Annotated in this window: 31 protein-coding genes; 4 read left to right on the top strand and 27 right to left on the bottom strand. The window is 58.5% G+C overall.

Annotation, left to right across the window (positions count from 1 at the left end):
- Window positions 1-698, top strand: a 698-nt coding sequence (gene tsaA / locus D8V06_RS02305) for a tRNA (N6-threonylcarbamoyladenosine(37)-N6)-methyltransferase TrmO (RefSeq protein WP_130930364.1), incomplete at its 5' end; no start/stop codon positions are given.
- A 149-nt stretch (window positions 699-847) separates the two neighbouring features.
- Here tsaA and fpr read toward each other — a convergent pair.
- Window positions 848-1,627 (bottom strand): ferredoxin-NADP reductase, encoded by a 780-nt coding sequence (fpr, locus tag D8V06_RS02300; RefSeq protein WP_008054100.1) that lies wholly within the window; start codon window positions 1,625-1,627, stop codon window positions 848-850.
- A gap of 139 nt (window positions 1,628-1,766) precedes the next feature.
- On the opposite strand from fpr, the gene D8V06_RS02295 reads away from it, so the two are divergent.
- Window positions 1,767-2,693 carry a LysR family transcriptional regulator gene (locus D8V06_RS02295; protein ID WP_056856163.1) on the top strand — a complete coding sequence of 309 codons (927 nt, stop codon included), beginning with the start codon at window positions 1,767-1,769 and terminating at the stop codon, window positions 2,691-2,693.
- On the opposite strand, the gene D8V06_RS02290 is transcribed toward D8V06_RS02295, so the two are convergent.
- The 3 genes from D8V06_RS02290 to D8V06_RS02280 form a co-directional block, all read right to left on the bottom strand.
- Window positions 2,690-3,052 carry a diacylglycerol kinase gene (locus D8V06_RS02290; protein ID WP_008060649.1) on the bottom strand — a complete coding sequence of 121 codons (363 nt, stop codon included), beginning with the start codon at window positions 3,050-3,052 and terminating at the stop codon, window positions 2,690-2,692. The genes D8V06_RS02295 and D8V06_RS02290 overlap by 4 nt on opposite strands.
- 75 nt (window positions 3,053-3,127) lie before the next feature.
- Complete coding sequence (erdR, locus tag D8V06_RS02285; protein ID WP_056856164.1) at window positions 3,128-3,778, bottom strand: response regulator transcription factor ErdR; 651 nt, start codon at window positions 3,776-3,778, stop codon at window positions 3,128-3,130.
- A 210-nt stretch (window positions 3,779-3,988) separates the two neighbouring features.
- Complete coding sequence (locus D8V06_RS02280) at window positions 3,989-4,732, bottom strand: tRNA-uridine aminocarboxypropyltransferase (protein WP_130930363.1); 744 nt, start codon at window positions 4,730-4,732, stop codon at window positions 3,989-3,991.
- A gap of 189 nt (window positions 4,733-4,921) precedes the next feature.
- Here D8V06_RS02280 and D8V06_RS02275 point away from each other — a divergent pair, with 189 nt between their 5' ends.
- Complete coding sequence (locus D8V06_RS02275) at window positions 4,922-5,344, top strand: PA3611 family quorum-sensing-regulated virulence factor (protein ID WP_056856166.1); 423 nt, start codon at window positions 4,922-4,924, stop codon at window positions 5,342-5,344.
- Here D8V06_RS02275 and D8V06_RS02270 read toward each other — a convergent pair whose 3' ends face one another.
- Complete coding sequence (locus tag D8V06_RS02270) at window positions 5,345-5,539, bottom strand: hypothetical protein (protein WP_056856167.1); 195 nt, start codon at window positions 5,537-5,539, stop codon at window positions 5,345-5,347.
- Between the two features lie 484 nt (window positions 5,540-6,023).
- Here D8V06_RS02270 and D8V06_RS02265 point away from each other — a divergent pair, with 484 nt between their 5' ends.
- Entirely contained in the window at window positions 6,024-7,142 is a 1,119-nt protein-coding gene (locus tag D8V06_RS02265; RefSeq protein WP_130906363.1) for a TIGR00730 family Rossman fold protein, read from the top strand.
- A gap of 44 nt (window positions 7,143-7,186) precedes the next feature.
- Here the strand turns inward: D8V06_RS02265 and recX are convergent, their stop codons facing one another.
- From recX to D8V06_RS02155, 22 genes are all read right to left on the bottom strand, one after another.
- Window positions 7,187-7,654: a recombination regulator RecX gene (gene recX, locus D8V06_RS02260; RefSeq protein WP_130930362.1), complete on the bottom strand. Its 468-nt coding sequence runs from the start codon at window positions 7,652-7,654 to the stop codon at window positions 7,187-7,189.
- Window positions 7,655-7,662: 8 nt separating this feature from the next.
- On the bottom strand, window positions 7,663-8,721 hold the full coding sequence (gene recA / locus D8V06_RS02255) for a recombinase RecA (RefSeq protein ID WP_056856170.1): 1,059 nt from the start codon (window positions 8,719-8,721) through the stop codon (window positions 7,663-7,665).
- Window positions 8,722-8,804: 83 nt separating this feature from the next.
- A complete protein-coding gene (locus D8V06_RS02250; protein ID WP_130906365.1) occupies window positions 8,805-9,305 on the bottom strand; it encodes a CinA family protein in 501 nt (166 codons plus the stop codon).
- 80 nt (window positions 9,306-9,385) lie between these two features.
- Window positions 9,386-9,904 carry a lysis system i-spanin subunit Rz gene (locus D8V06_RS02245; RefSeq protein ID WP_130930361.1) on the bottom strand — a complete coding sequence of 173 codons (519 nt, stop codon included), beginning with the start codon at window positions 9,902-9,904 and terminating at the stop codon, window positions 9,386-9,388.
- Window positions 9,886-10,449 carry a glycoside hydrolase family 19 protein gene (locus tag D8V06_RS02240; RefSeq protein ID WP_130930360.1) on the bottom strand — a complete coding sequence of 188 codons (564 nt, stop codon included), beginning with the start codon at window positions 10,447-10,449 and terminating at the stop codon, window positions 9,886-9,888. Before D8V06_RS02240 ends, D8V06_RS02245 begins: the two co-directional genes overlap by 19 nt.
- Window positions 10,450-10,583: 134 nt before the next feature.
- On the bottom strand, window positions 10,584-11,600 hold the full coding sequence (locus D8V06_RS02235; protein WP_130930359.1) for a phage late control D family protein: 1,017 nt from the start codon (window positions 11,598-11,600) through the stop codon (window positions 10,584-10,586).
- A 9-nt stretch (window positions 11,601-11,609) separates the two neighbouring features.
- Window positions 11,610-11,822 (bottom strand): tail protein X, encoded by a 213-nt coding sequence (locus D8V06_RS02230; RefSeq protein WP_130930358.1) that lies wholly within the window; start codon window positions 11,820-11,822, stop codon window positions 11,610-11,612.
- On the bottom strand, window positions 11,815-12,198 hold the full coding sequence (locus tag D8V06_RS02225) for a phage tail protein (RefSeq protein ID WP_130930357.1): 384 nt from the start codon (window positions 12,196-12,198) through the stop codon (window positions 11,815-11,817). The genes D8V06_RS02230 and D8V06_RS02225 overlap by 8 nt, the downstream gene beginning before the upstream one ends.
- Entirely contained in the window at window positions 12,198-13,760 is a 1,563-nt protein-coding gene (locus D8V06_RS02220) for a glycine zipper domain-containing protein (RefSeq protein ID WP_130930356.1), read from the bottom strand. The genes D8V06_RS02225 and D8V06_RS02220 overlap by 1 nt, the downstream gene beginning before the upstream one ends.
- A 128-nt stretch (window positions 13,761-13,888) precedes the next feature.
- Window positions 13,889-14,470, bottom strand: coding sequence for a phage tail assembly protein (locus tag D8V06_RS02215; protein ID WP_130930355.1), 582 nt, complete (start codon window positions 14,468-14,470; stop codon window positions 13,889-13,891).
- 166 nt (window positions 14,471-14,636) lie between these two features.
- Entirely contained in the window at window positions 14,637-15,143 is a 507-nt protein-coding gene (locus tag D8V06_RS02210) for a phage major tail tube protein (protein WP_130930354.1), read from the bottom strand.
- On the bottom strand, window positions 15,143-16,309 hold the full coding sequence (locus D8V06_RS02205) for a phage tail protein (protein ID WP_130930353.1): 1,167 nt from the start codon (window positions 16,307-16,309) through the stop codon (window positions 15,143-15,145). The genes D8V06_RS02210 and D8V06_RS02205 overlap by 1 nt, the downstream gene beginning before the upstream one ends.
- A 2-nt stretch (window positions 16,310-16,311) precedes the next feature.
- The gene (locus D8V06_RS02200; RefSeq protein WP_130930352.1) at window positions 16,312-16,518 is read right to left on the bottom strand and encodes a hypothetical protein; all 207 of its coding nucleotides are present in this window, start codon (window positions 16,516-16,518) and stop codon (window positions 16,312-16,314) included.
- 95 nt (window positions 16,519-16,613) lie between these two features.
- On the bottom strand, window positions 16,614-17,066 hold the full coding sequence (locus D8V06_RS02195; RefSeq protein WP_241667756.1) for a phage tail assembly chaperone: 453 nt from the start codon (window positions 17,064-17,066) through the stop codon (window positions 16,614-16,616).
- A complete protein-coding gene (locus D8V06_RS02190) occupies window positions 17,056-18,633 on the bottom strand; it encodes a phage tail protein (protein WP_130930351.1) in 1,578 nt (525 codons plus the stop codon). The genes D8V06_RS02195 and D8V06_RS02190 overlap by 11 nt, the downstream gene beginning before the upstream one ends.
- On the bottom strand, window positions 18,634-19,269 hold the full coding sequence (locus D8V06_RS02185; protein ID WP_130930350.1) for a phage tail protein I: 636 nt from the start codon (window positions 19,267-19,269) through the stop codon (window positions 18,634-18,636).
- Entirely contained in the window at window positions 19,266-20,261 is a 996-nt protein-coding gene (locus D8V06_RS02180; protein ID WP_130930349.1) for a baseplate J/gp47 family protein, read from the bottom strand. The genes D8V06_RS02185 and D8V06_RS02180 overlap by 4 nt, the downstream gene beginning before the upstream one ends.
- Window positions 20,258-20,590, bottom strand: coding sequence for a phage baseplate protein (locus D8V06_RS02175; protein WP_130930348.1), 333 nt, complete (start codon window positions 20,588-20,590; stop codon window positions 20,258-20,260). The genes D8V06_RS02180 and D8V06_RS02175 overlap by 4 nt, the downstream gene beginning before the upstream one ends.
- Window positions 20,591-20,602: 12 nt before the next feature.
- Window positions 20,603-21,214, bottom strand: coding sequence for a phage baseplate assembly protein V (locus D8V06_RS02170; RefSeq protein ID WP_130930347.1), 612 nt, complete (start codon window positions 21,212-21,214; stop codon window positions 20,603-20,605).
- A gap of 3 nt (window positions 21,215-21,217) precedes the next feature.
- A complete protein-coding gene (locus tag D8V06_RS02165) occupies window positions 21,218-21,742 on the bottom strand; it encodes a hypothetical protein (protein ID WP_130930346.1) in 525 nt (174 codons plus the stop codon).
- Between the two features lie 33 nt (window positions 21,743-21,775).
- Window positions 21,776-22,123, bottom strand: coding sequence for a phage holin family protein (locus D8V06_RS02160; protein ID WP_130930345.1), 348 nt, complete (start codon window positions 22,121-22,123; stop codon window positions 21,776-21,778).
- Window positions 22,124-22,655: 532 nt separating this feature from the next.
- On the bottom strand, window positions 22,656-23,390 hold the full coding sequence (locus D8V06_RS02155) for an XRE family transcriptional regulator (protein WP_056856311.1): 735 nt from the start codon (window positions 23,388-23,390) through the stop codon (window positions 22,656-22,658).
- Window positions 23,391-23,509: the final 119 nt, after the last annotated feature.

Below are 23,509 nucleotides of genomic sequence, written 5' to 3'. Positions count from 1 at the left end.
TGACCTACAGCGTTTCCCCCATCGGCTTCGTGCGCTCCTGCTTCAAGGAGAAGTTTGCCATTCCGCGTCAACCGCAACTGGCTCCGGCCGCTCGCGGCGTGCTGGAACTGGTGGCGCCTTTCGATCAGGGTGATGCCGTGCAGGGCCTTGAACAGGTCAGCCATGTCTGGCTGCTGTTCATGTTCCATCAGGCACTGGAAGAAAAGCCGCGCCTGAAGGTCCGCCCTCCCCGCCTCGGTGGCAACAAATCGATGGGCGTGTTTGCCACCCGCGCCACCCATCGCCCCAATGGCATTGGCCAGTCAGTGGTCAAACTGGACAAGGTTGAAGCCGGTCGGTTGTGGATTTCCGGTATCGATTTGCTCGACGGCACGCCGGTTCTCGACATCAAACCTTACGTGCCCTACGCCGATATCATCGACAGCGCCGCCAACAACATCGCCAGCGCCGCGCCGCAGTTGATTGCCGTAGAGTGGACGGCTGCTGCGCTGCACCAGGCTAATGGCCACGCCCAGCGCCTTGCAGAGCCTTTGGTCGAGCTGATCGAGCAATGCCTGGCGCAGGATCCACGCCCGGCCTATCAGACACCTGCGCCGGAACGGGAATACGGCGCGCAGTTCTGGGATGTGGATGTGCGTTGGCATTACCCGACCCCTGACCTGATCCGCGTTCTCGAAGTCATTCCCGCGAAAGCCTGAACGCCGGAAACGAAAAAGCCCGCATGACCGTCCGGGGTCATGCGGGCTTTTTGGATGCGCTGCGAATCTATTGTAGGAGTCGGCTTGCTGGCGATGGCGATCTTAAAGGCGCTATCGCCAGCAAGCCGGCTCCTACACGTGACCTGCGGTCACTTCTCGACGAATGCACGCTCGATCAGGTAATCACCCGGCTCGCGCATCCGCGGCGAAACTTTCAGGCCGAAGCTGTTCAACACTTCGCTGGTCTCGTCGAGCATGCTCGGGCTACCGCACAGCATGGCGCGGTCGTCCTGCGGGTTGATCGGCGGCAGACCGATGTCGCTGAACAGCTTGCCGCTGCGCATCAAGTCGGTCAGGCGACCTTCGTTCTCGAACGGTTCGCGGGTCACGGTCGGGTAGTAGATCAACTTGTCACGCAGCGCATCGCCGAAGAACTCGTTCTGCGGCAGGTGCTCGGTGATGAACTCGCGGTAGGCGACTTCGTTGACGTAACGTACGCCGTGGCACAGGATCACTTTTTCGAAACGCTCGTAGGTTTCCGGGTCCTGGATGACGCTCATGAACGGCGCCAGACCGGTACCGGTGCTGAGCAAGTACAAATGTTTGCCAGGCTTGAGGTCATCCAGCACCAGCGTGCCGGTAGGCTTCTTGCTGATGATGATCTCGTCGCCTTCCTTCAAATGCTGCAACTGGGAAGTCAGCGGACCATCTGGCACCTTGATGCTGAAGAACTCGAGATGCTCTTCCCAGTTCGGGCTGGCGATCGAGTAAGCGCGCATAAGCGGGCGGCCGTTGGGCTGTTGCAGGCCGATCATCACGAACTGACCGTTCTCGAAGCGCAGGCCCGGATCACGGGTGCACTTGAAGCTGAACAGAGTGTCGTTCCAGTGATGAACACTGAGGACACGCTCGTGGTTCATGTTGCTCATGTACGTGGGACTCCTGGAGATTGGTCTGCGCTCGCTCTTGCATGAACAGAGCCGGGGTGCGCAATTGCATCGCATTCTAATAGCGACGACAATATCTGTTAACTGGATTATTAAGATAAGGGTTATCGGTTATATCGATATGCGATTTACTCTCCGTCAACTTCAAGTCTTCGTCGCTGTCGCCCAGCAGGAAAGCGTATCCCGTGCTGCGGGCCTGCTCAACCTCTCGCAGTCGGCGGCAAGCACCTCAATCACCGAACTGGAACGTCAGTGCAGCTGCCAGTTGTTCGACCGTGCCGGCAAACGCCTGAGCCTCAACGCCCTTGGCAAGCAGTTGTTGCCGCAAGCGGTAGCGCTGCTTGATCAGGCCAAGGAAATCGAAGACCTGCTCAACGGCAAGTCCGGTTTCGGCTCATTGGCGGTAGGCGCAACCCTGACCATCGGCAACTACCTGGCTACCCTGCTGATTGGCAGCTTCATGCAGCGCCACCCGGAAAGCCAGGTGAAGCTGCACGTGCAGAACACTGCCAATATCGTGCAACAAGTAGCCCACTATGAAATTGACCTGGGTCTGATTGAAGGCGATTGCAGCCACCCGGACATCGAAGTGCAGAGCTGGGTCGAAGATGAATTGGTGGTGTTCTGCGCGCCGCAACATCCTTTGGCCAAACGCGGCACGGCAAGCATGGATGAACTGAGCCACGAAGCCTGGATTCTGCGTGAGCAAGGTTCAGGCACGCGCCTGACATTTGATCAGGCCATGCGCCATCACCGCAGCGCGTTGAATATCCGCCTGGAGCTCGAGCATACGGAAGCGATCAAGCGCGCAGTGGAGTCCGGCCTGGGGATTGGGTGCATATCGCGATTGGCGCTACGGGACGCATTCCGTCGCGGCAGCCTGGTAGCGGTGGAAACACCGGATCTGGACCTGGCGCGACAGTTCTACTTCATCTGGCACAAACAGAAATACCAGACATCGGCGATGCGCGAATTCCTCGATCTGTGCCGCGCTTTCACCGCAGGGGTTCAGCGCAGCGACGAGATCGTACTGCCCACGATCGCTTAAAGCAGAATCACGGCCCACACCAGCGCAATCATGGTCAGCGCCACCAATTGCGCGGCGCTGCCCATGTCCTTGGCGTTTTTCGACAGCGGGTGCAACTCCAGGGAAATACGGTCGATGGCCGCTTCCACCGCCGAGTTGAGCAACTCGACGATCAGTGCCAGTAAACAGACGGCAATCAGCAAGGCTTGCTCGACCCGGCTGACGTTCAGGAAGAACGACAGCGGGATCAGGATCACATTGAGCAATACCAACTGCCGAAACGCAGCTTCCCCGGTGAAGGCTGCGCGCAGGCCGTCCAGCGAATAGCCGGAGGCATTGAGAATACGTTTAAGGCCGGTCTGGCCTTTGAAAGGTGACATAGAGTAGGCAACTGACCAAAAAGGAGTGGGAAAGCTAGATTAACCAAAGTCAAAAAAGCGTGAAGAAGCCAACCCTCAGTGGCTCGAAATTGACTCAAGTTGTTGCAGAAGCAACGCTGCCTGAGTCCGGGTCCGCACATTCAACTTACGGAAAATAGCCGTCACGTGCGCCTTGATCGTCGCCTCGGAAACGCTCAGTTCATAGGCGATCTGTTTGTTCAGCAAACCTTCGCAAACCATCGTCAATACCCGGAACTGCTGCGGCGTCAGGCTGGCAAGCCCTTCGCTGGCAGCCTTGGCCTCATCGGATACGCTGACGGCTTCGAATGCCTGCGGCGGCCAGAATACATCGCCATCGAGCACCGCACGCACGGCTTTCTGGATCACGCTCAGGTCACTGGATTTGGGAATGAACCCGCTGGCGCCGAACTCACGAGACTTGACCATGATTGTCGCCTCTTCCTGAGCGGAAACCATCACCACTGGAATCTGCGGGTATTGGCCACGTAACAGCACCAAGCCTGAAAAACCGTACGCCCCAGGCATGTTGAGGTCCAGCAGGACCAGATCCCAATCGGCTTTTTCGGTCAGGCGGGTTTCCAGTTCGGCAATGCTCGCCACTTCCACCAGACGCACATCGGGACCAAGCCCAAGGCTCAACGCTTGATGCAAGGCGGAACGGAAAAGTGGGTGGTCATCGGCAATCAGGATTTCGTATGTGGCCATTGTTCAAATGATCCTGTTTTTCCAGCAACTCAAGGTACAGCCAGAGAGCGGTACCCGGGGCACATTGAACGCCGATACATGACTATTCTCGTTGGCACAGAATAGGCGTATCAAACTTCGGCCGCGCACTGATCGGCGCCAAGCATGCCCAGCGAAACCGGGGTGGTCAAGCTACATGGCCACTACAGTCTTTTGCAGTATGAGCGACAATCAATCCCCGCCTGCAGCGATTTTCTGCACGAACGGCAACAACTCGGCGTGTGCCGGCGTTTCGACGTTCATTTCAAGCTGACGCTTGGCATCGAGATAATGCTGGCTGAACACATCGAAATAAGCCTCCAGTGCCGATGCCGCCTGCTCATCACCCGCCAGATCGAGACACAACGCCGCGACTTCCGCGGTGCACAGGTGCTCGCTGCGGGTGGATCGGCGCAATTGATAACGGGACAGTTTTTCGGGCAACAGGCTGAGGATCGGCAGCGAGTCGAAATACGGGCTCTTGCGGAAAATCTTCCGGGCTTCGGTCCAGGTCGCGTCCAACAGAATGAACAACGGCCGCTTGCTGCCATCCACCGCCACGCTGTGGGTGACGCGCTCGGGTGCGACATATTCCCCTGGAAACACCAGATAAGGCTGCCATTGCGGGTCGGACAACAACGCCAGCATCTGTGGGTCGGTTTCAGTACGCGACCAGATGAACGCGTGGTTATCGCGCACCACGTCGGCAATCAGCCAACCGGTATTGCTCGGTTTGAACACTTCCTTGCTGGTCATGATCAGGCACACACCGGAGCGGGTCTCGACCTGCGGGCGCCAGGCGCACAGGCAGTGACTCTCGATCACGCGGCAGGCACGGCAACGGGTTGCGCGCCAGCCACGGGCCTGAAGCGGCTTGATGCCTTCGTCTTCGCGCTGATCGCGCAGGCGGGCTACTGCATTGGGGGCATGGCTCATGGCAGGCAACGCCAGCGGGAAAGAGGAGTCGACACGAAAAACACTCGGCAAGGCAAAAAGTACCGGCAGTTTACCAGACCGACAGGAGCAAGCCTGTACCGTCCAGGCCGCCTCCCCTATAATTCGCCGCCACTGAACGCACAGTCACGTGACGGGTCAAACCACCCATCACTGCCCCAGGAGAGTTTCATGCTGCGCCTTATCGTTCCCACCGCTGCCATTCTGCTGGCTTCGACCTTCAACGCTCAGGCTGCATCCCTGAGCGAGCAGAATCTGAACAGAGAACTGCGCAACGTCGCCGCACAAAGCAGCGTCGGCACTCCTCGGGCGATCAATGAAGACATTCTCGATCAAGGCTACACCGTCGAAGGCAATGTCCTGATCAACCACCTGAGCGTGCAAAGCAGCCACGCCAACAAGATGCGCGCCGATCCCAAAGCCGTGTACTTCCAGCTGGGCGCCTCGGTCTGCAACAACCCGTCCTACCGTAAATTGATGGCCAAGGGTGCAGTGATGCGTTACGACTTCACCGAAGTGAAGACCAACCGCGCGGTGGGTTCTGCCAGCTACCAGGAATCGGATTGCCCGAAAGCGGTGCCGAAGAAGAAGTAATCAATGAGACTTTGCGCGTCGCTGTTCATCTTCGGCGCGCAACTCTGCCAGCAGTGCCTGCAAGTAACGTGATCGACGCTCCGTGCCTACAAGACGCCGGCAGCACTCCTCCTCGAGACTCAAATGATTGGTCTCGGCCGATGATTTCAACAATCGATACAGCTGCGTATCGATCTCCAGAATGACTCTGGCCATGGTTTCCCGCCTCCTTGCACCTCACTCGCGTTGAGCGAAAAATCCTTTAACTGCTTGTACCGTGCGCCCTGCCGTTGACGCAAAGTTGTCGTATCACACCTGTAACTTAGTAAATCAGAGTGCATGACACTTGGCTTGCGTTCTGACGAGCGGTGAAACCACCTTGCAAATCATCAATAAGCGGTTGCCAGGCAAGACTTTGCGGCGCAATGATCAATGCAGCGAAAATCACCGCGAAGGTCTAGATTCTACTTATCCACACTCACTTGTCAGGGCAGGAAAAGGGGCCGCCCGTTACGTATTGTGTTGTGCGAACGTTTCTTTCATCCAAGGGACAAACAGAGCCTGTTTGGATGGCCCGGTGACTTTCGGGCCAAGTGGATCGCCCAGGCACGGGCCTGGGGCAGACAGCGACACATGAAGTGTCGTGGCATCGACGATTGCGTAGTCGCCGCCGTGGGCTCTGTGCAGAAGGAGAAGTTGAATGCCTTACCAACCGAATGACCTCCTGAGCCGTCATTTTGAAGAAAGCGGCCACGATCTCATCAGCAAGGTCGAAGAGCAACTCAGCCTTGTTTCCCCCAACAGCCCGAACATCCCAATCTACCGCGACATGATCCTGACCGTGCTGCGCATGGCCCAGGAAGACCACAATCGCTGGAATGCCAAGATCACACTGCAAGCCTTGCGCGAACTGGAACAAGCCTTTCGCGTGCTGGAACAGTTCAAGGGCCGGCGCAAGGTCACGGTCTTCGGTTCTGCCCGCACGCCCATCGAACACCCGCTATATGGTCTCGCCCGGGAACTCGGTGCCACCCTGGCGCGCTCGGACATGATGGTGATCACCGGCGCAGGTGGAGGCATCATGGCCGCCGCTCACGAAGGCGCCGGCCTCGCACACAGCCTGGGATTCAACATCACCCTGCCCTTCGAACAGCATGCCAACCCCACTGTTCAGGGCACAACCAACCTGCTGCCCTTCCACTTTTTCTTCACGCGCAAGTTGTTCTTCGTCAAGGAAGCCGACGCTCTTGTCCTGTGCCCAGGTGGTTTTGGCACGCTGGATGAAGCGCTGGAAGTGTTGACGCTGATCCAGACCGGCAAAAGCCCGCTGGTCCCCGTGGTACTGCTGGACGCGCCGGGCGGCAAGTTCTGGCATGCAGCGCTGGAGTTCATCCAGCAACAACTGGAGGAAAACCGTTACATCCTGCCGACCGACATGAATCTGGTGAAACTGGTCTACACCGCCGAGGAAGCCGTGGAGCACATCAACCAGTTCTACAGCAACTTCCACTCCAGTCGCTGGCTCAAGCATCAGTTCGTGATCCGCATGAACCATACGCTCAGTGAGCGCGCCCTCGAACATATGCAGAAGGCATTCGCTGATCTGTGCCTGAGCGATCACTTCCATCAGCATGCGTACAGTGGCGAGGAACACGACGAAGTACAGTTCAGCCACCTGGCGCGCCTGGCCTTCACCTTCAACGCACGTGATCACGGTCGGTTGCGAGCGCTGGTGGACTACATCAACCTGCCGGAAAACTGGGCACAATCCCAACCTCAGGCACAACAACGCACACGAACGCCGTCCAAGATCACGTAATGCAAAAAAAAACGGCCCGCTATCGAAATAGCGAGCCGTTTCAGTTAATCGTCCGTCCCTCGGCCGCTGAACAAGCGGCTGATCATCTCCATGGAGAATCCCCTGTACGCCAGGAACCTGCCCTGCTTGGCTCGTTCCCGCGCGTCGATCGGTAACTGCCCGGAGAACTTGCGCCGCCAGGTGTCTGCCAGTTGCTCCTGCCAATCGATGCCACTTTCGCGCAAGGCCAGTTCGATATCGCTGCGTTGCAGACCACGCTGGCTCAATTCTTCACGAATCCGTAAAGGGCCATATCCGGAACGGGCTCGGTAGGAAACAAAACTCTCGAGGTAACGGGATTCGGATAACAAACCCTCTTCCGTCAGCCGGTCGAGCGCTGTATCGATCATTTCAGGGAGGGCGCCGCGCTGGCGCAGTTTACGCGCCAGCTCAACCCGACCGTGCTCGCGTCGTGCGAGCAGGTCCATTGCGGTTCGCCGCACCGCGACGAGTGTATCGAGTACGGCGGTCATCGGATCAATCAGATATCAGCGTCAGCCAGATCGTCTTCGGTCTCTTTGACCGCAGAAGCCTTGGCGTCCGCTACCGACGCCGGGGACAGCAACTTGTCACGCAGTTGCTTCTCGAGCGTTGCGGCGACGTCCGGGTTATCCGCCAGGTACTTGGCCGAGTTGGCTTTGCCCTGACCGATCTTGGTGCCGTTATAGGCATACCAGGCACCGGACTTCTCGACGAAACCGTGCAGCACGCCGAGGTCGATCATCTCACCGTTGAGGTAGATGCCCTTGCCGTAAAGAATCTGGAACTCGGCCTGACGGAACGGCGAAGCTACTTTGTTCTTCACAACCTTGACGCGGGTTTCACTACCGACGACTTCATCACCTTCTTTCACCGCACCCGTGCGACGGATGTCCAGACGTACCGATGCGTAGAACTTCAGTGCGTTACCACCGGTGGTGGTTTCCGGGCTGCCGAACATCACGCCGATTTTCATACGGATCTGGTTGATGAAGATCACCAGGCAGTTGGCGTTCTTGATGTTGCCGGTGATTTTACGCAGCGCCTGGGACATCAGACGGGCTTGCAGGCCAACGTGCATGTCACCCATTTCGCCTTCGATTTCAGCCTTCGGCACCAGTGCCGCCACGGAGTCAACGATGATCACGTCAACCGCGTTGGAGCGCACCAGCATGTCGGTGATTTCCAGGGCTTGCTCACCGGTGTCTGGTTGGGAAACCAGCAGATCATCGACGTTGACGCCCAGCTTGCCGGCGTACTCAGGGTCGAGGGCGTGTTCGGCGTCGACGAATGCGCAGGTCGCGCCGGCTTTTTGAGCCTGGGCGATCACGGACAAGGTCAGCGTGGTTTTACCGGAAGATTCAGGACCGTAGATTTCAACAATACGGCCTTTTGGCAGACCGCCGATGCCGAGAGCGATGTCCAGACCCAGAGAGCCAGTAGAGATGGCCGGGATCGCCTGACGGTCCTGATCGCCCATACGCATTACGGCACCCTTGCCGAATTGACGTTCGATCTGACCCAGGGCCGCAGCCAAGGCTTTCTTCTTGTTGTCGTCCATTAAAGTCCTCACGTAATCAATAAGGCCTGACGGCCAACACCTGTATAAGTAGCCAGTATTATTCCACAGCGATTCCGGATCGCCTACCCCTGATTTGAGATTTCTGCCTTGGTGTAGCGCAGCAGCCCCTCTAGTGCGGCCTTTACCGTTTGTCGGCGGACCTCGTCACGGTCACCGGCAAAGTGCTGCACTTCACTGAATACCCGTTCGCCAACGCCCCAGGCCAACCATACCGTGCCCACCGGCTTGCTTTTCGAACCACCATCAGGCCCGGCAATGCCGCTGACCGCCACGGAAAAAAACGCACGGCTTTTTTCCTGCGCACCTTTGGCCATCGCCTCGACCACCTCGCGACTGACCGCCCCCACCGAAGTGAACAACTCCACCGGGACGTTCAATTGCAGGTTCTTCTGCAGATTGGAGTAGGTGACATAACCAGCCTCGAACCATGCCGAACTGCCGGGAATCCGGGTGATCGCCTCGGCGATCCCGCCACCGGTACATGACTCGGCGGTGGACACATGGGCATTTAGAAGCTGCAACTGCCTGCCAAGGTCATCGGCCAGTTGGGTGATTGCTTTCACGGTCATCTCCTGATCGGGCGGAATGAGACTAACCGTACACCAGCCCATCGCACTTGCAAGTTACGTGACCGATGAAAGTGTTAGCGGGTAAGTGTTCTGATATACGCCTGACAGGCCTGCAAGGCGATCAGTCCACGGTCACCGATGTCGGTGATGGCGATAATTCGTTGAGCATGCGCCGGGTCAAGTCGGGCGCGTATGGCGCCATGAACCATGCCGCCGGGGCCGGGGGCGGCTGGCACTGATCCGATTGAAGGCGTGTCAGTGGCATCGAGGAGGACTGACAGCCGCACATCAGCAGTGGCAAGACGATCGCGCAGGCGAGCCTGATTACGTTGGGCATCACTCAACACTCGGTAATGATTTTGTTCGCTGGCTGACAATTGCCGTTCCAGGATCAGGCGTTTGTCATGCTCCAAACGTTGCTGGATGGCGTTGGCCTGAGTCAGTTGATTCAGCGTTTCGCTGTTCGATCGAGCCTGCTCCGCCAGTTGCCGGCCATAACGCCAATCCTGAAAGTTCCAGGCCATTGCCGCAGAACTACCGACCAACACAACAATGCCGATAACGCGCCAGGGCATCAGACCGAAGACTGGCATAACACCGCCCTCGCCCGCGCCCAGAGCTGCAAGCGATCCTGCAGGCCATTCAGCCCACCGTTGATGCGCCGGGTGATGCTGTTGAACTGGTCGCGGTCGGCCAGTTCATTGAGGCCGTTGCGCTCCCAGAACCATGCGGCGGATTCCGCAGCCCATTGCGGCTGCTCCAGCAGTTCAGGCGTCGCCAGCAAACGCTCATCGCCAAACAGGCCGAGGCTGCACTGGCGATAGTTGTTGCGACCGGTGATCTGGATCAGGCCTCGTCCGCGATAGTGTTGGCCGTCACCATCAGGCTCAGGCGAGTTGCCCAGTCGTGCAGCCAGCGCGCCAGTGTCGTACTTGCCCAGGTATTGATCGGAACCCAATTCCCGAACGTATTGCAACTGTCCCGATTCATGGCCGATCTGGGCTAGAAATGCGGCGACCCGCAGGGGGGTGTTGATGGCATGCCGGGCCATGGCGCTGTTGAGGACTTCAATGAAAACGCCCGCTTTAGAACGAGCGTTGGGGTATATCTTGAGTAACTGTTGCTCGGTGCAAAACATCGCTCGCTCCTTTGATTGATGTATGACGTTCGTGAACTGGAATCGGCCGCAGGCACTTTTTTAATTAACCCTGGGGGCGCAGACGAGGTTACAGCGCCCTCCAGTGGACGTGAGCCCGGCATTGTGTCCTGGTGTTATTGCGTTGGCCCCAGACACGTCGCTGCAATGGTGCAGCGATAGCTGTTCTGGCGGCTGCCGCTGGCCGTGACTTTGTCGATCGACCAACGCCCACGCATGAAGTCGGGCCAACTGTCATCCAGTACCACCAACCCTTCTGCACACAGAGCCGGATCGCCAGGACATTGGATGGTTACCTTGAGCATCTCACGCATCATCCGACGCACTTCACCTTCGCAGGCGGCCTGGGCTTCTTCGGCATTCTGGCAACGTCGGCGCATGATCTTGAAGGGCGCGATGCCGCTTTTGACAACGCGCTCCTTGCCGGCGGCGGTGTCCCACCAACTCATTTTGCAGCCCTGGTATTTCGCCCGCGCCGTTTCATCGAGGGTCGCGGAAATGAAGCTGTGATCGTCCGGGTGATTATTTGTCGTCACCGACAATCGCACGTTCGGCAAGACCTTGCCCGACAGCGATTTCGCCTGACCACGCCGCGCCAGCACGTACAGCTCGTTGACCGGTTTGGCCACTGCGTCATGAATCCAGGCCAGACGCGTCAGGAAGCCCATGTCGGTTTCATTGGACTGGTCGATATGGTCGATCCTGATCAGCGCCAGATCCGCAGCGACCCTCGGAGAAAAACCGTGCCGCGAGGTCAACTCGCGAAACAGTTCGCCGAGGGTGGTCGGCCCGTGACTGGTGGAACGCCGCTGTTTGAATCCGCTTTCGTCTTTGGCGCTAAAGGGGGCAGCCGTGGCCACCAGCGTCAGGCGCAAGGGAAACAGGGTCGGCGTACGCCGGGTGATGACAAACTCGCCTTTGTCGACCAGCCCTGACTCACGATAACCAACCCGCAAGCCGATTTTTCCGTCCAGGCTCGGCAGACCTGGCAGGCCCTCCAGATCAAGGGTCAGGGACAATTGATCAGACTCGATGCCGGCCGCATCGATGTGCTGCCAGCTGAGCAAACGTTCGTTGAGCAGGGCCGCGTTGGCCCCGTAGATTTCCACAGCCGGGGTGAATCCAGGTGTCATGTCGCCTCCTTAATCCCAGGCTGAAACCGGCGCTGCAACCATCGGCTGACGCTCCAGTTCAGGCAGGCTCACCCATACACCGGCCGGGAGTACCGCGGCTTGCTCGGTCAATGTCGGATTGAGGCGCCAGAGCGCCTCCTCTGCGATGTCGTCGCTGCGCCCGGTTTCTCGATACAGCAACAGGTTCACTGAATCGCCGGCAATACTTCTGACTCTACGCATTGGTGTACTCCGCCAATTCGACCGTCCACTCGATAACCATCGCCGTGCCGTCATCGATCACCAGGCTTTGGTTCTCAGTCAGGTTGTCGATTCGCCACAACCCCCAATTTCGACCAATGCCATCAACCAGCGGCAACGGCACCCGCAGGGTTTGCAAGGCCCGCAACTCATCGAGGCGGTTCATCGCCAAGGCGTACATTGACTTGCCGCCAATGATCAGCGTTTGCAAACCTTGGCCTGTCTGGCTGGACTTGGGTTTGCTGGTGAGGATGTCGATGTTTGCCCAGCCACCGTCCGATTTGCGCTGCAAGGTGCTGTAGGCAAAATTTCTGGACAGGCCGAATATGAAAGTTCCCAGGATCATCTGCTGCTTCATCAAGCCACTCCATCTGTCAGGGCCGTGTCACGTCGGGTGGCCAATGCGTTGACCGGCATGAGTTGACCCAATTGTCCCAGCGTCGTCTGCACCACCAGGTTCGCCAGCTCCCTGGCGCTGGTCTGGTCCTGACCATTGATCTGGATGGTGGAGTTGAACGTGATGGGTTGATTGTCCACGCGAGTGTTGGTCAGGTCTTTGCTGACCTGTGCCGGAGCATCAAGGCGGTCGACCAGGGCGCCGAGCTTTTCGCCCAGCATTGAGCCGAGTTCAGAACCGGCAAAGCCTCCCAGCAAACCGCCGATGGCCGTGCCCACACCAGGAAAAATCAACGTTCCGAGTGCCGCTCCCGCGCTGGCCCCGGCGTAGGAACCGGCCAGCGTTCCGCCAGATGAGACAACCGTTTTGGTGTCACCTTGGGCAAGCCCCTGTGCGATGCCGACACCGGCATCGAGTACCCGCAAGGGTTGTGCCCTCTTCGCAAGAAAGGAGCCGGCCGCTGCTACTTTGCCTTGCAGAGGGATGGGCTGCGCGGAGCCAGTGAGCGCTACAAGGCTCTGGGCCTGGGTCATTGCGGGGCTTGTCGAGCGCGGTTGCACTTCGACATTGTGTACCACTGAATTCCTGGAGTCCCAGGAATAGTCTGGTTGCTTAAGAGGGCTCGACCTCTTCTTTTTTCCGCGCGGCTTCTGTTCCCTTTTCTTGTCCCCACCGCCCTCCCCGGGCTCTGGAATGTTTCCCTTGCGGCTTTTCTCGAGAGACGGTTTATCGCCTTGAGCACCACCGCGCTCATCCTCAGGCGCCTGCTTTTCCGGTTGGCGCGGCGCACTACGCTTCAGGATGTTTTTAGCAACATTAGTGAACGCTTCATCAATCACCGCCTCCACCAACCTGGATGCGATGGGGTACAACACGGCCGCAACAATCGCCAATTTGGGGTTTTCTTCGGCCAACGAGCTCAACTTATCAATCTGGGTGCTGAGCCAGCCGAATAAATCCCGATTCACCGTGTCGCGCAGTCGATCCAGACTCGCATCCATCGCATCCGCAGAAGCGGGTGCGCGGTTCTTCGGAGCTTCGACGGCTTGCGATGTCTCCAGGGTTTTGCCAAGGCTTTTGTCCCTGCCAGGCAACGCCATGGGCGACGCGGTTTGATGCTCTGCCGGCGTGTGTATCAGCGACTTCAGATCACAGCTGCATGGGTGGTTTTGCTCGTTGATTACCAGCGCCAACCGTGGCGGATCAGAAGATGAGCGCGGACCAATATCGGCGCTGAGTGTCGGCTGCGATTCACGGTGAGCATCCGGCCTCGCCGCAAACGCTTTCAGTTGCGAGCGAGGAGTGGACAATACTGCCGTCAGCGACGCCAACGCCTCACCGAGTTTGCCCTGCTCCGTCGTCAACAAACGAATGTCGAGACTGACCGTGCTCAGCGCCATGCCGAGCTGTGCCAGTGCCCCCTTGAAATCAATGACCCCGAAGGATTCTGAGGCGATATTGAATGTCGGTAGTTCGAAACTGTTCAGCTTCGCATCGACCGTCGAGTACTTGCTGTCTGCCATGCCGCTCTACTCCTGTTTCACGCCAAGGCGAGTGATCGCTATGTCGTAGCGGCGTAACGCCTTTTCGACGTCCCACTCCAGAATTTCCGACTCACTTACCGGGTAAATGAGCGGCACCACATCGAGGATCACTTCGATGTCGCGTTCCGAAAGAAGGCCGCCGGTTGGTTTAAAAAATCGTCGATGCGCACCTGCAATTGCGTCCAGTCGGGCACGGTCAACTGGGCCAGGTCGGGAAGCATCAGGCCAGCGCAATGGGCGGTGATGAACTCGGCGCGCTCCTTGGCGGTCTTGAGCTTTTTCATCGCTTTGGTGGCACGCAGTACCGGCATTTCCAGGGTCAGCTCGGTCAACGTGCGACCAGCAACTGCGAGCGGCTGCAGCAATTGCACTTGGTCCAGATCGATGCCCTGATCGTCCGGCGCAAACGGCTGCAGAAAGAACGAGGCCGGGCGTGTCGACATTTCGTGCACGTACTGCGCAATGCTGAGGTAGTCCGGACGTTTGAGCTGGTCGAGCTCCTTGACCGACAAACCGGTGGCCAGTAACGCCAGCTCGAAGAACTGATCGTCCTCATCATCACCGGCGCGGGCCAGCGCCTCTTTTTGGGCGGCGTAGTAGAGTGGTTTGAGCTGGATCTGTTCGATGTGCGATCCGTCGTCACCGGTAATCGGCGACAACAGTTCGTGTGTGGGAGGTGTCCAGGACATGTCGGAAATTCCTTTTTGATGCGTGGCAGGATGTCGCGTAGGGCCACAATCCTTGTGGGAGCCAGCCTGCTGGCGATTGCGGTGTGTCAGGCGATGTCAGTGTCGACTGGCACGCCGTCATCGCGAGCAGGCTCGCTCCTACAGGTTATGTGGGTGGCTTGGGGGGTTAGGGCAGCAATACCGCACGGCGTGCATCGCCGAGAATGTCGACGCCGTTGAGCACGAACTTTTGCGTGCGTACATCGATGTCGATCACCGGGACGCCGTTTTCCAGACGGTTGTAGGTGCGGCAGGACAGCTCCAGCGTGGTGGTGGGTTTTTCGTTCATCTTCAGCGCGGTTTCAGTCAGCGACTTCAACTTGCCGCCGACCGTGTGATAGGTGAACCAGGTATTCCCGTCCTGGTCCTGGCCGCCCTCACGAACGCTCAAGAGAATGTCGTCACCCAGCTTCACGCCCAGTGCCAGCATGATTTCCGGGCCCATGCCTTGCAGCTTGAGCGAGGCGCCGAGGACTTTGCCGCCCTTGGCCATTTCCTCGCCGATGAAACGACCGCCACGCATCTCGTCCATTTCGAACTCGATCTTCGGCGGGGTGAACTCTTCGACCGTCGCCGACAACGGCAGACCTTGCAGGGTGGCCGCGATGGCCTGTCTTACGCGGTTGGTAAACATTAGAGAACGTCCTCCAGGAACTGCTCGATGATTTCATCGCGGGCATTGAGTTGATAAACCATGTGCTCGTTCGGCGCGTAGCGGCCGTAGTCGATGACCACGTACCAGGTGCCGTTCTTGTACTTCTCGACACTGTTCAGTTCCGGGTGCAGGTACACGCTGCCGCCGGGAATGGTTTCGTCGGCGACCAAAGTTTGCAGCCAGTCGTTGATGCGCTTGACCTCCTGGTCCATGAACGACTTGGTCAGGTTCTTGGCCATGGCTTTCTGGCCGGCCTTGACCAGCTTGCGGCTGATCGCATCTTCGAGGCCGACATAGCTGATGAACTTGCCCGTGATCGAGCGGTTACCCAGCAGCGAGAAACCGCCGAGGACGGTGCGGGCGTAGTAGCTGATGCCGTAGCGGTTGAGCAGATCGCCCTCGGTGGAGTTGTCGAGGATGTTGTATTCCACCACCCGCGAAACGTCCTCGGCGAAGGTCACCTGGTTGCCCGGGCTTTCCCATTGCTTGACCTTGGCAAGGGCCGCGATGGCCAGGCTCGACGGCGACAGAAAGACGTTTTTCTTCGCGGCCTTGGAATACACCGACGGCATGTTGTGCACCAGCAGGCAGCGGTCGAAACCCAGTTCCGCACCGCCCAGTTCCTGGCTGTAGGTCACCTGATCGGCAACCGCGGCGTCCTTGCCGTCGAGCACTACACGGGCCTTGATGCGTTTGCCGAAGGAGGCGAATTCGCCGGCCACTGCTTTAGTGCCGGTGAAGCCCGGCGCACCGATGATGGTCAGGTCCTCGGGTACACCGCCCAACGCTGCGAGGCCGAGCTTGCGCCCGGTCAGCGGATCGATGCCGCCGATAACGTTGTTCAGTGTGTCCGCCGGGGTCGCGCCCTCTTCGACGATGACCACGTAAACCGGTACCTTGACCACTTTCAGGATCTGAAACACCGCGTGATACAGCGTGCCTTCTTCGGTGCCGGTCGGGTCCAGCAGCGCCTGGGTGGTGAAGCTGTTGATGCGAAACGGCGCATTGCGTGGAATCAGCGGATCGGCCTTCGGCGCGGTGCCGATCAGCCCGATAACGTTGTCACCCAGGCCACCCATGGCCTCGGGGGATTCGGTGGCATTGACGGTGATGCCGTTGTGCTCGAAGTTCAAAACCTCAGCCATGGTTATTCAGCCTTCTTGGCAGCGGCTTTTTTGGCCGCAGTGGATGGGGAGGCCGACTCGGCAGCCTCGGTTTTCAGTTCCAGGCGACCGGCACTGCGCAACGCACCTGCCTCCACGTCGAGTAATTGCAATTGCTGACCGACGCTCGACCAATGCCCCCCTCCGGTGGGGAATGGGACGAGCACGGTGTAGGTTTGGCGTTCTGCCATTTGTTTTTCTCCATAAACGAAAAAGCCCCTTTGGGAAGGGGCTGGCGGGGTTTAGTTGGCTTTTTTGGTAGAAAAAAAGCCCCAAGAGGGGCGTTTTAGTGAGACACGCTTGCAAACCAATCCGGTATTGACGGCCGGTGCTCGACCAGAGGAAATCCGTAGGAATCTGGCCAATTGCGAAGAGAAAAACGGTAATCCTGCAGCTCGGAGTATTGCTCGACGGTCAATGTAGATTCCACGCCCGCTTCCGACTCGTCACGGTGGCGAGCAATTACTCGATCAGATCTGGTCAATTCGCTATCACGCCAAGCCCGGGCATTGATCGCCAGATCTTCGTCCGAGATCGGCAACGGATCGAGCAATACTGGACGACCGTGGTCGTCACTTCCTAAGCGCTTACCTTCCGAGTTTCCTTTGAGCAAAGCTGAATGCTCATCACTGGTAATCGCTACGGCCCCAGCAGGTACACCACTTTCACCGTTAATCGCAGGATCATAGAAACCACCCGACAACGCACAAAAAAACATTGGCTTCTCCTTAATATCCAAGAGCAATCCAGCGGATCATTCCAGCGGACGCCGTGTAATTGTTTTGAACTCGGAAAACGGACGTAGATAAAGGGAGCATGCCCGGAGCGAATGACGAAGTCGTCGACATGGTTGTAAACCCCATGCTGGCCGACCACCACAAGACAGCGTTTGGAAAAGTCACCGGAAATGCCAGATCTTGAACCGGGCCGGGACCCGGGCCATTAGTCGCCTGTCCGACATTACTAGCCAATCCTCCCTGAATGATCAATCCGCTCGGCAATTTTTGGTAACCCGCCAAATCATTGAACAAAGCTCCAAATGATCGCGTTCTCCCTGATACGCCGGGCCCCGTTAGCAACCACAGCCCAGTGCCGATGTATAAGCAATCAACAAAGGTATCGGGCGGAATCGATCGAGTCACGGTTGTCCATGATCCGTCGATATTTTCCTGCATCTTGTCAGCGCCCTGAATGGCGAGGGCAAGGAAATTCACTCCCCAGTTTTGCACTCGGACCGTCGCTCCTGGCGGAATACTATTAGCTGTCGAGTCAGGCAAGCTGTAGGAGTTGAGAGTCGCTCCGGAACAGTGCACAACACCACCGACATGCCCGACAACGCCGGCAAGCGCGCCTGAAAACGTAGTAAACCCGGAGAACTGATGACCACGGTTGGCTACTGCCGCTCCGTTCATCAACTTTAAGCTGGTATCGAAGCGCGCTACCGTCGGAGCAGAGGGGCTTCCTGTAAATACAGGTGACGCTAACGGTGCAAACCCAAAAGTGACATTTTGAAAAAGCAACGACGTCGTGCCCAGATCAATCACGCCATCGGTCACCAATTGCCAACGAGTGTCCGCCTGAGTTGTTCCCTGCTCCACGGACACTTGCAAAGCCGAAGTCACTTCAGCGCTGATGTCGGAATCCCCTGCCCGCGACCAGGCACCATTGGCGACGACGTATAAGCCATTGTCCTTGGCCAGAGTCTGGTTTTTGACCAGCACTCGATCACCCGCCACAACGGCAACCCCATCGATCATTTGGGCAGCGCTCAGAATGATGTTCGCCGTTGTGGCGACTCGTACCGACTGTTTCGCGTCAAGTTTGCTCAACTGCGCCGCAACATAGTCAGTGACCCACGCCCGCGTTGCCTTGACCACGGTGTCGTCGATCAACAACGTCACCAGCGCCGCATTGCTGGTCTCGAAAATCGAGCGGATGTAGAACTCTTTGCCCGAGCCGGACGTCGCCAGCACCGGTTTGAACGATTCCGGGTATTTGACGATGGCGTACAGGATGCCGGTATCGGTCCAAAGCCCGGCTTCGCGCACATACCAGCCGCCGTCCTCGGGCGGGATGGTCACTTCAGCCAGCAACCAACTCGGGTTCTTCTCATCCTGGAACAGTGAGTTAAGCGACCCGCGCCACACTTCGCGCTTGAGCGCTGTGGCGGTGGCCGCCGGGTTGTAGACCGCGCCGCCGCCGTCACCGACCGAAATTTGCGACAACTTGATCGGCACGCCTGCCGCCTTGCAGGCGGTTTCGTAGGCAATCCCTGCGTTCGTGAGCAGGGTGTAATAGTCAGCCATTCAGGCCCCCTGAGGATAAATAGTGGATGTTTCGACGCTGTAGAGCCCGGCCGCCATGAAGGCCACGCCCGATGTTTCCAGCCCTTCGATGACCACTGGGTAAACCGTGGTCAGTTCGCCACATACCGTCGCTGCACCTATGAAGTGACTGCCGAAGGCACTCAAGCCGACAGAGACTTTCAAGGTGTCGCGTTCGCTTTTGGCATCAGCCAGGCGGCGGTCGAGACGTGCATCGATCTCTTCGCTGTAGGGCTGTTCAGTGAAAGCCCTGACGGAAAAGCTGTAGGGCTGGCCAATGGGTGTTTGCTCGTACCAGGCCCGGACCTCGGGTGTCAGGCGCAAACCCTTGGCGGCGTTTTCCAGCGCCAGACGGGTGCCGGCCTGTCGCGCCGTGGGCCAGGCCAGCTCAACGGTCAAGCGCTTTTCCGCTTCGGCCGCTGTGGCACTCCACTCGCTGACACCACGATCCGCCGCCAGATAGGGCAGGAACGCCGAGGGTGTGGCTATTGGATTCATCAATTCGGGAAACGGCGGCGCAATGCGATCAAGCAAGGTGCCGAACCCGATATCGAGAGCCCTTTCCAGCGCCGAGCTGTTGGCGGGTAACAGGCAAGGATACGGTTGTGAGTCACTCATAGCGTGAGCACCTCCACCTCGACGCCGGTGCAGTAAGGCGCTTCAAATGCCGTCGCCACAATGGGCTCGAGCGGTTCGAGAATCTCAAGTTGAACCGCTCCGGCGCTGTGCAACGTGTAGTCGATCCAGCTCGGATCGACCCGCCCTTCGAGGCGATGACAGCTGTCGGCATAGGCTTGCAACTGCTGTTGCGCCGCGAGCTTCGTCAGCCCCGAATCAGGGCCGGCATTGATCCGCACGACGACGCGAATGTTGTAGCGCTTGATGTGCGCGCCCTGCACCGTGACCCGATCGGTTTCCGGCCTGACATCCGGCCGGGCGAAATGCTGACGCACATTTTCGAGCAACGCTTCGGCTGGCGTGCCATCACCTTCCCGTGACAGCACAGTGACCATCACTTCGCCGGGGGCTGTGCGTCGTCCGTTGCCATCCTTGACCTGCGCGGCAAAACCGTCTGGGTCAAAGGTGTAAGTGATCGTCACTTCCCCGGCTGCCGCAGCCTCCACCTTCACCACCGGACGCTCGCCAAGTGTGAAGACCTCACGGCGATACTGCATGCGCGAGCCTGCGGCCGGGGCGTGGGGTGCCAGGTAATAGCGCAGACGAGCGTCGTCGTCGCTTTCATACTCCGGAGCAATCGGCGGGAACGCCGCCGGGTCACCCGCGTCCAGCAGCTGCCGTTCCAGCCCCATATCCGCCAAACGGGCATCGAGATTGCTGCCCGTCGCCCACCACGCCAGCATCTGCTTGATGCGGGCGTTGTATTTGCGTTCGTGCAGTTGCAGGCGCACGCAAAAAGCTTCGAGGGCCAGGGTCAGCAGTTCGCTTTGGTTTTCCAGGCTGTGCTTGAGTTTGACCGCACTGTCGGGAGCGCGGGCGCCGACGTATTCGAGCACGAAGGTCTTGAACTCGGTCAGAAGCTCTTCGAAGGCTTCGACCGTGACGATCGAAGGTTCGGCCAACTGGTTCTGCCCCGGTATCAACATGCTCATGTCACCACCTCGAACGTCTGGTTTCGGTTGTTCCAGGTGCCGGCGAAGCGCAGCAGCAACCCGGCACCCAGTCGACTGGCAACAATGACCTGCGGCTGGAAATCGCCAATGCCGTTCTGGCTGTTGTAGAACGCTTGGGCCGCGTGGCTCTGGGCCAGGATCAGCAGGTCATCGCCGAGGTTTTGCCCCAACAGCTGCGGGACGGCAGAGCCATACAAAGGACGTTTCTGCCGCGTCCCCAGAGGTGTGGTCAGCGCCCGGGTCGCGCGCTGTACAAACTGCGGCCAGTCATCGACCGCCGCGCCGGTGTTTCTATCGATTCCTATCATGGGGAACATCCTTCAAGCGGTACTGATCACGCGACCCTGGTGATCCACCAGCGGGCCGCTCAGGTGCACACCGGCTGCGTCGAGTCGCAACCCGACCGCCCCCAGTTGCAATTCGATGGCCTCGGGCGCCATTGCCAGTCGCGCCGGACCGATCCTCAACTCGAGCGCCTGACGATTACCGTTGAACGTCGCCGGGCCGTTGCTCCAGCTCAGCGTATGGCTGGCGTCGTCGTAGGCGTTTTGCGTGCCGTCGCGATAGAGGCGGCGCGTCAACGAAGCCTGGGTCGAGACCGGCGGAAACTGATTGCCGTTGAGCCCGAACAGCGCAACGGATTGAGCGCCGCCCTCACCGCCGCCATGGTTCAGCAACAGGCATTGCTCACCCACGGAAGGAATCCGCGACTCGCTTTGCGCTCCGGCGCTGGGATTGAAAAAGCGGATGGCTGGCGTCAGCAGCTGGCCGTGACTGACCCGGCAAGTGTTGCTGGCCGCGTCGACCTCCTGGCACACGCCAATCCGGCACACGCTATCGGTCCGTCGGTGCAGGTCTTCGAGCTCCGCCTCCATTTCCGCCAGGCGCTCGATGATCGGCCCGAGTTGCAGGCGTAAAAGCGCATCGAACATGGCTTAGCCCTCCAGTTCTGTGTATTGGTCGGGATCGTCGATGTTCGAGACTTCCCAGGTACGGGCGTATTTCGCGATGCGGACCGGGTCGTCCAGCAGCGGTGTACCGAAGTAAAGCGTCTGGGTGAAGGACAGGGTCCAGGCGAGGAACGTCTGTGTACCGCTGACGAACGTCGAAGGAATGGCGTCGAGGTTCAACGGCACGTCGCATTGATCCCCCGGCAGCCCCCATCTGTTGTCCGTGACAAGGTCCTTGAGTGCACTGGTCAGGTCGCAGGCCGCAAGTTGCGGATCAGCAGATTGCGGGGGCAACACCGCTTGCAGTGAAACAGACAGAACATGAGCGATACGGCCATCAGCGGCACGACTGGCCGTGGCATCACGTTCAATGGCAATCAACACCCATGGCTGTTCGATCACATCGGTAAAGTCTTCTCGACTGCCGACGTTGATTCCGGGTGCTGAGCGGCGTACAGCCTCAACAATGGCTACCACCAGTTGCGAGGGCTTATCGAGGATCGGGGGCATAAAAAACGTCCTGTTCATGCGTCGTTGAATTTATTACTGGTCCGGGCGGTGGTCCCGGGGCGGCACTTCGCAAACGCCGATCCGTTTGGCCGCCCAGCGCTCATACAGCCCGATGGCCACGTCCGCCCCGGCCATCGCAGTGAGGCAACCAAAGGCACCGGCAGCCCAGATCGACATGCCGGCGGCGTAGAGCAGCAGGATCGCCGAGACCCCGCAGACCATGCAGGCGCCGGAGCGCAAGGCCAGTCGTCGCAGTAATGACCAGCCGCGAGCGCCGTCCTTGTCGGCACGCCACATTTCGCCGGACACCCCGCCCACCAGGGCGAGGACGATGACCAGCCAGATCGGCATGTCCAGCAACGCTTGTTGCTCGTTTGTCATGTCACGCCTCCTGGGGTGATTGATGAGGGATAGGTGTTTGGTTCAATCGATGTCTCTTGTGTGCCTGACTTCAGGTAGGCATTCCAAAAAGCCCGGAGTCGCCGGGCTTTTCAGTAATGCGGTCCTTCGCCTTCAACTCGTCCAGTTGCGAGAGATGAAGTCGACCTTTCGGCGCTACTGGCGCGGTACGGGTCATTCAAATTGTTTTTCCGACCGCGGTCCCTGCCCGCCGGATAACTGCTTCTGGTGCTTTACGCTGCACACCCGGGTCAGTTGCCAACCCTCTGAACCGTTGAGGCCGGTTCATCGCTGCCTTTGTGGTGGAACTAAAGAGCTTCGTTGCGAGCCGCTTTGATGAGCGGCTTGAGACAAAGAATATGCATGGATGCATATACAGTCAATGCACAAATGCATTTATTTGTGCGCATGAAATGCATCAACGCATCGACAGTCCCAGAAACAAAGGCGTTGGAGGCTTTTGAAAGGCGAAAAAAAACCCGCTTGGTGCGGGTTTTATCTGACAGAGAGGAGGTTAACGGGCGTACATACCCCACCAGAAAACATGACCCAGAATGACAATCTGCTCTTCCTGCATTTCCTGGAAGGTGTAGTCCTCGTCCGGGTGTTCATCGCGATTGAAGCTGCGCAGGCGAATGCCGGTGGGCAGGCGATAAAGCTGTTTTACCCGTAGCTGGCCGTTATGGTTGATTGCATAAAGGTCGCCATCGATGATGTCGCCAATTCCGCATTTGCCGGCATTGACCCCGACCGTGGCACCGTCACGCAGCACTGGCAGCATGCTGTTGCCACGCACGGTCACGCATTTGGCCTGGTCGAACTGCACACCGTTATGGCGCAAGCTGCGTTTGCCAAAGCGCAGGCTGGAGCGCTCGCTTTCTTCGATGACGAATCTTCCTGATCCCGCAGCCAATTCAACCTCGCGAAGAAACGGCACCGACACCTCGTCATCATCGACGGGGGTATCGTCGTCCCACAGGCTTATATCCTTGAGTTCCGAATGCAGTACATCGCGTCCACCAGCGGCAAGCGGCGCGACTTCGACGCGACCACGCAATTGGTCAGTACTGACGGCGAAGTACTCGGCGATCTTCGAAATGTGTTTATCCGACGGGTCAACGATCTTGCCGCTGAGAATCCGCGAAAGTGTGGATTGAGGCACGCCGGTACGCCGGTGAAGCTCCGTGGGGGAGATCCCGTGCTGATCGAGCAGCGCTCTTAATACGGTAGAAACATTGCGTTTTTGCATAACGCGCATAGTGCTTGTTCTTTTCGCGAGAGGCAAATGCAGAATTGCATTGAAGACGCATAAATAGCGCGTAAACCAACAGAAACAGACCACGTGGCGTTCGTGCCTGCGTCCGGCAG

Source organism: Pseudomonas sp. Sample_24 (genome assembly GCF_004307605.1).
GTDB lineage: Bacteria > Pseudomonadota > Gammaproteobacteria > Pseudomonadales > Pseudomonadaceae > Aquipseudomonas.
The sequence above is the reverse complement of the archived record's forward strand: the minus strand, read 5'-3'. Positions and strand labels throughout refer to the sequence as shown.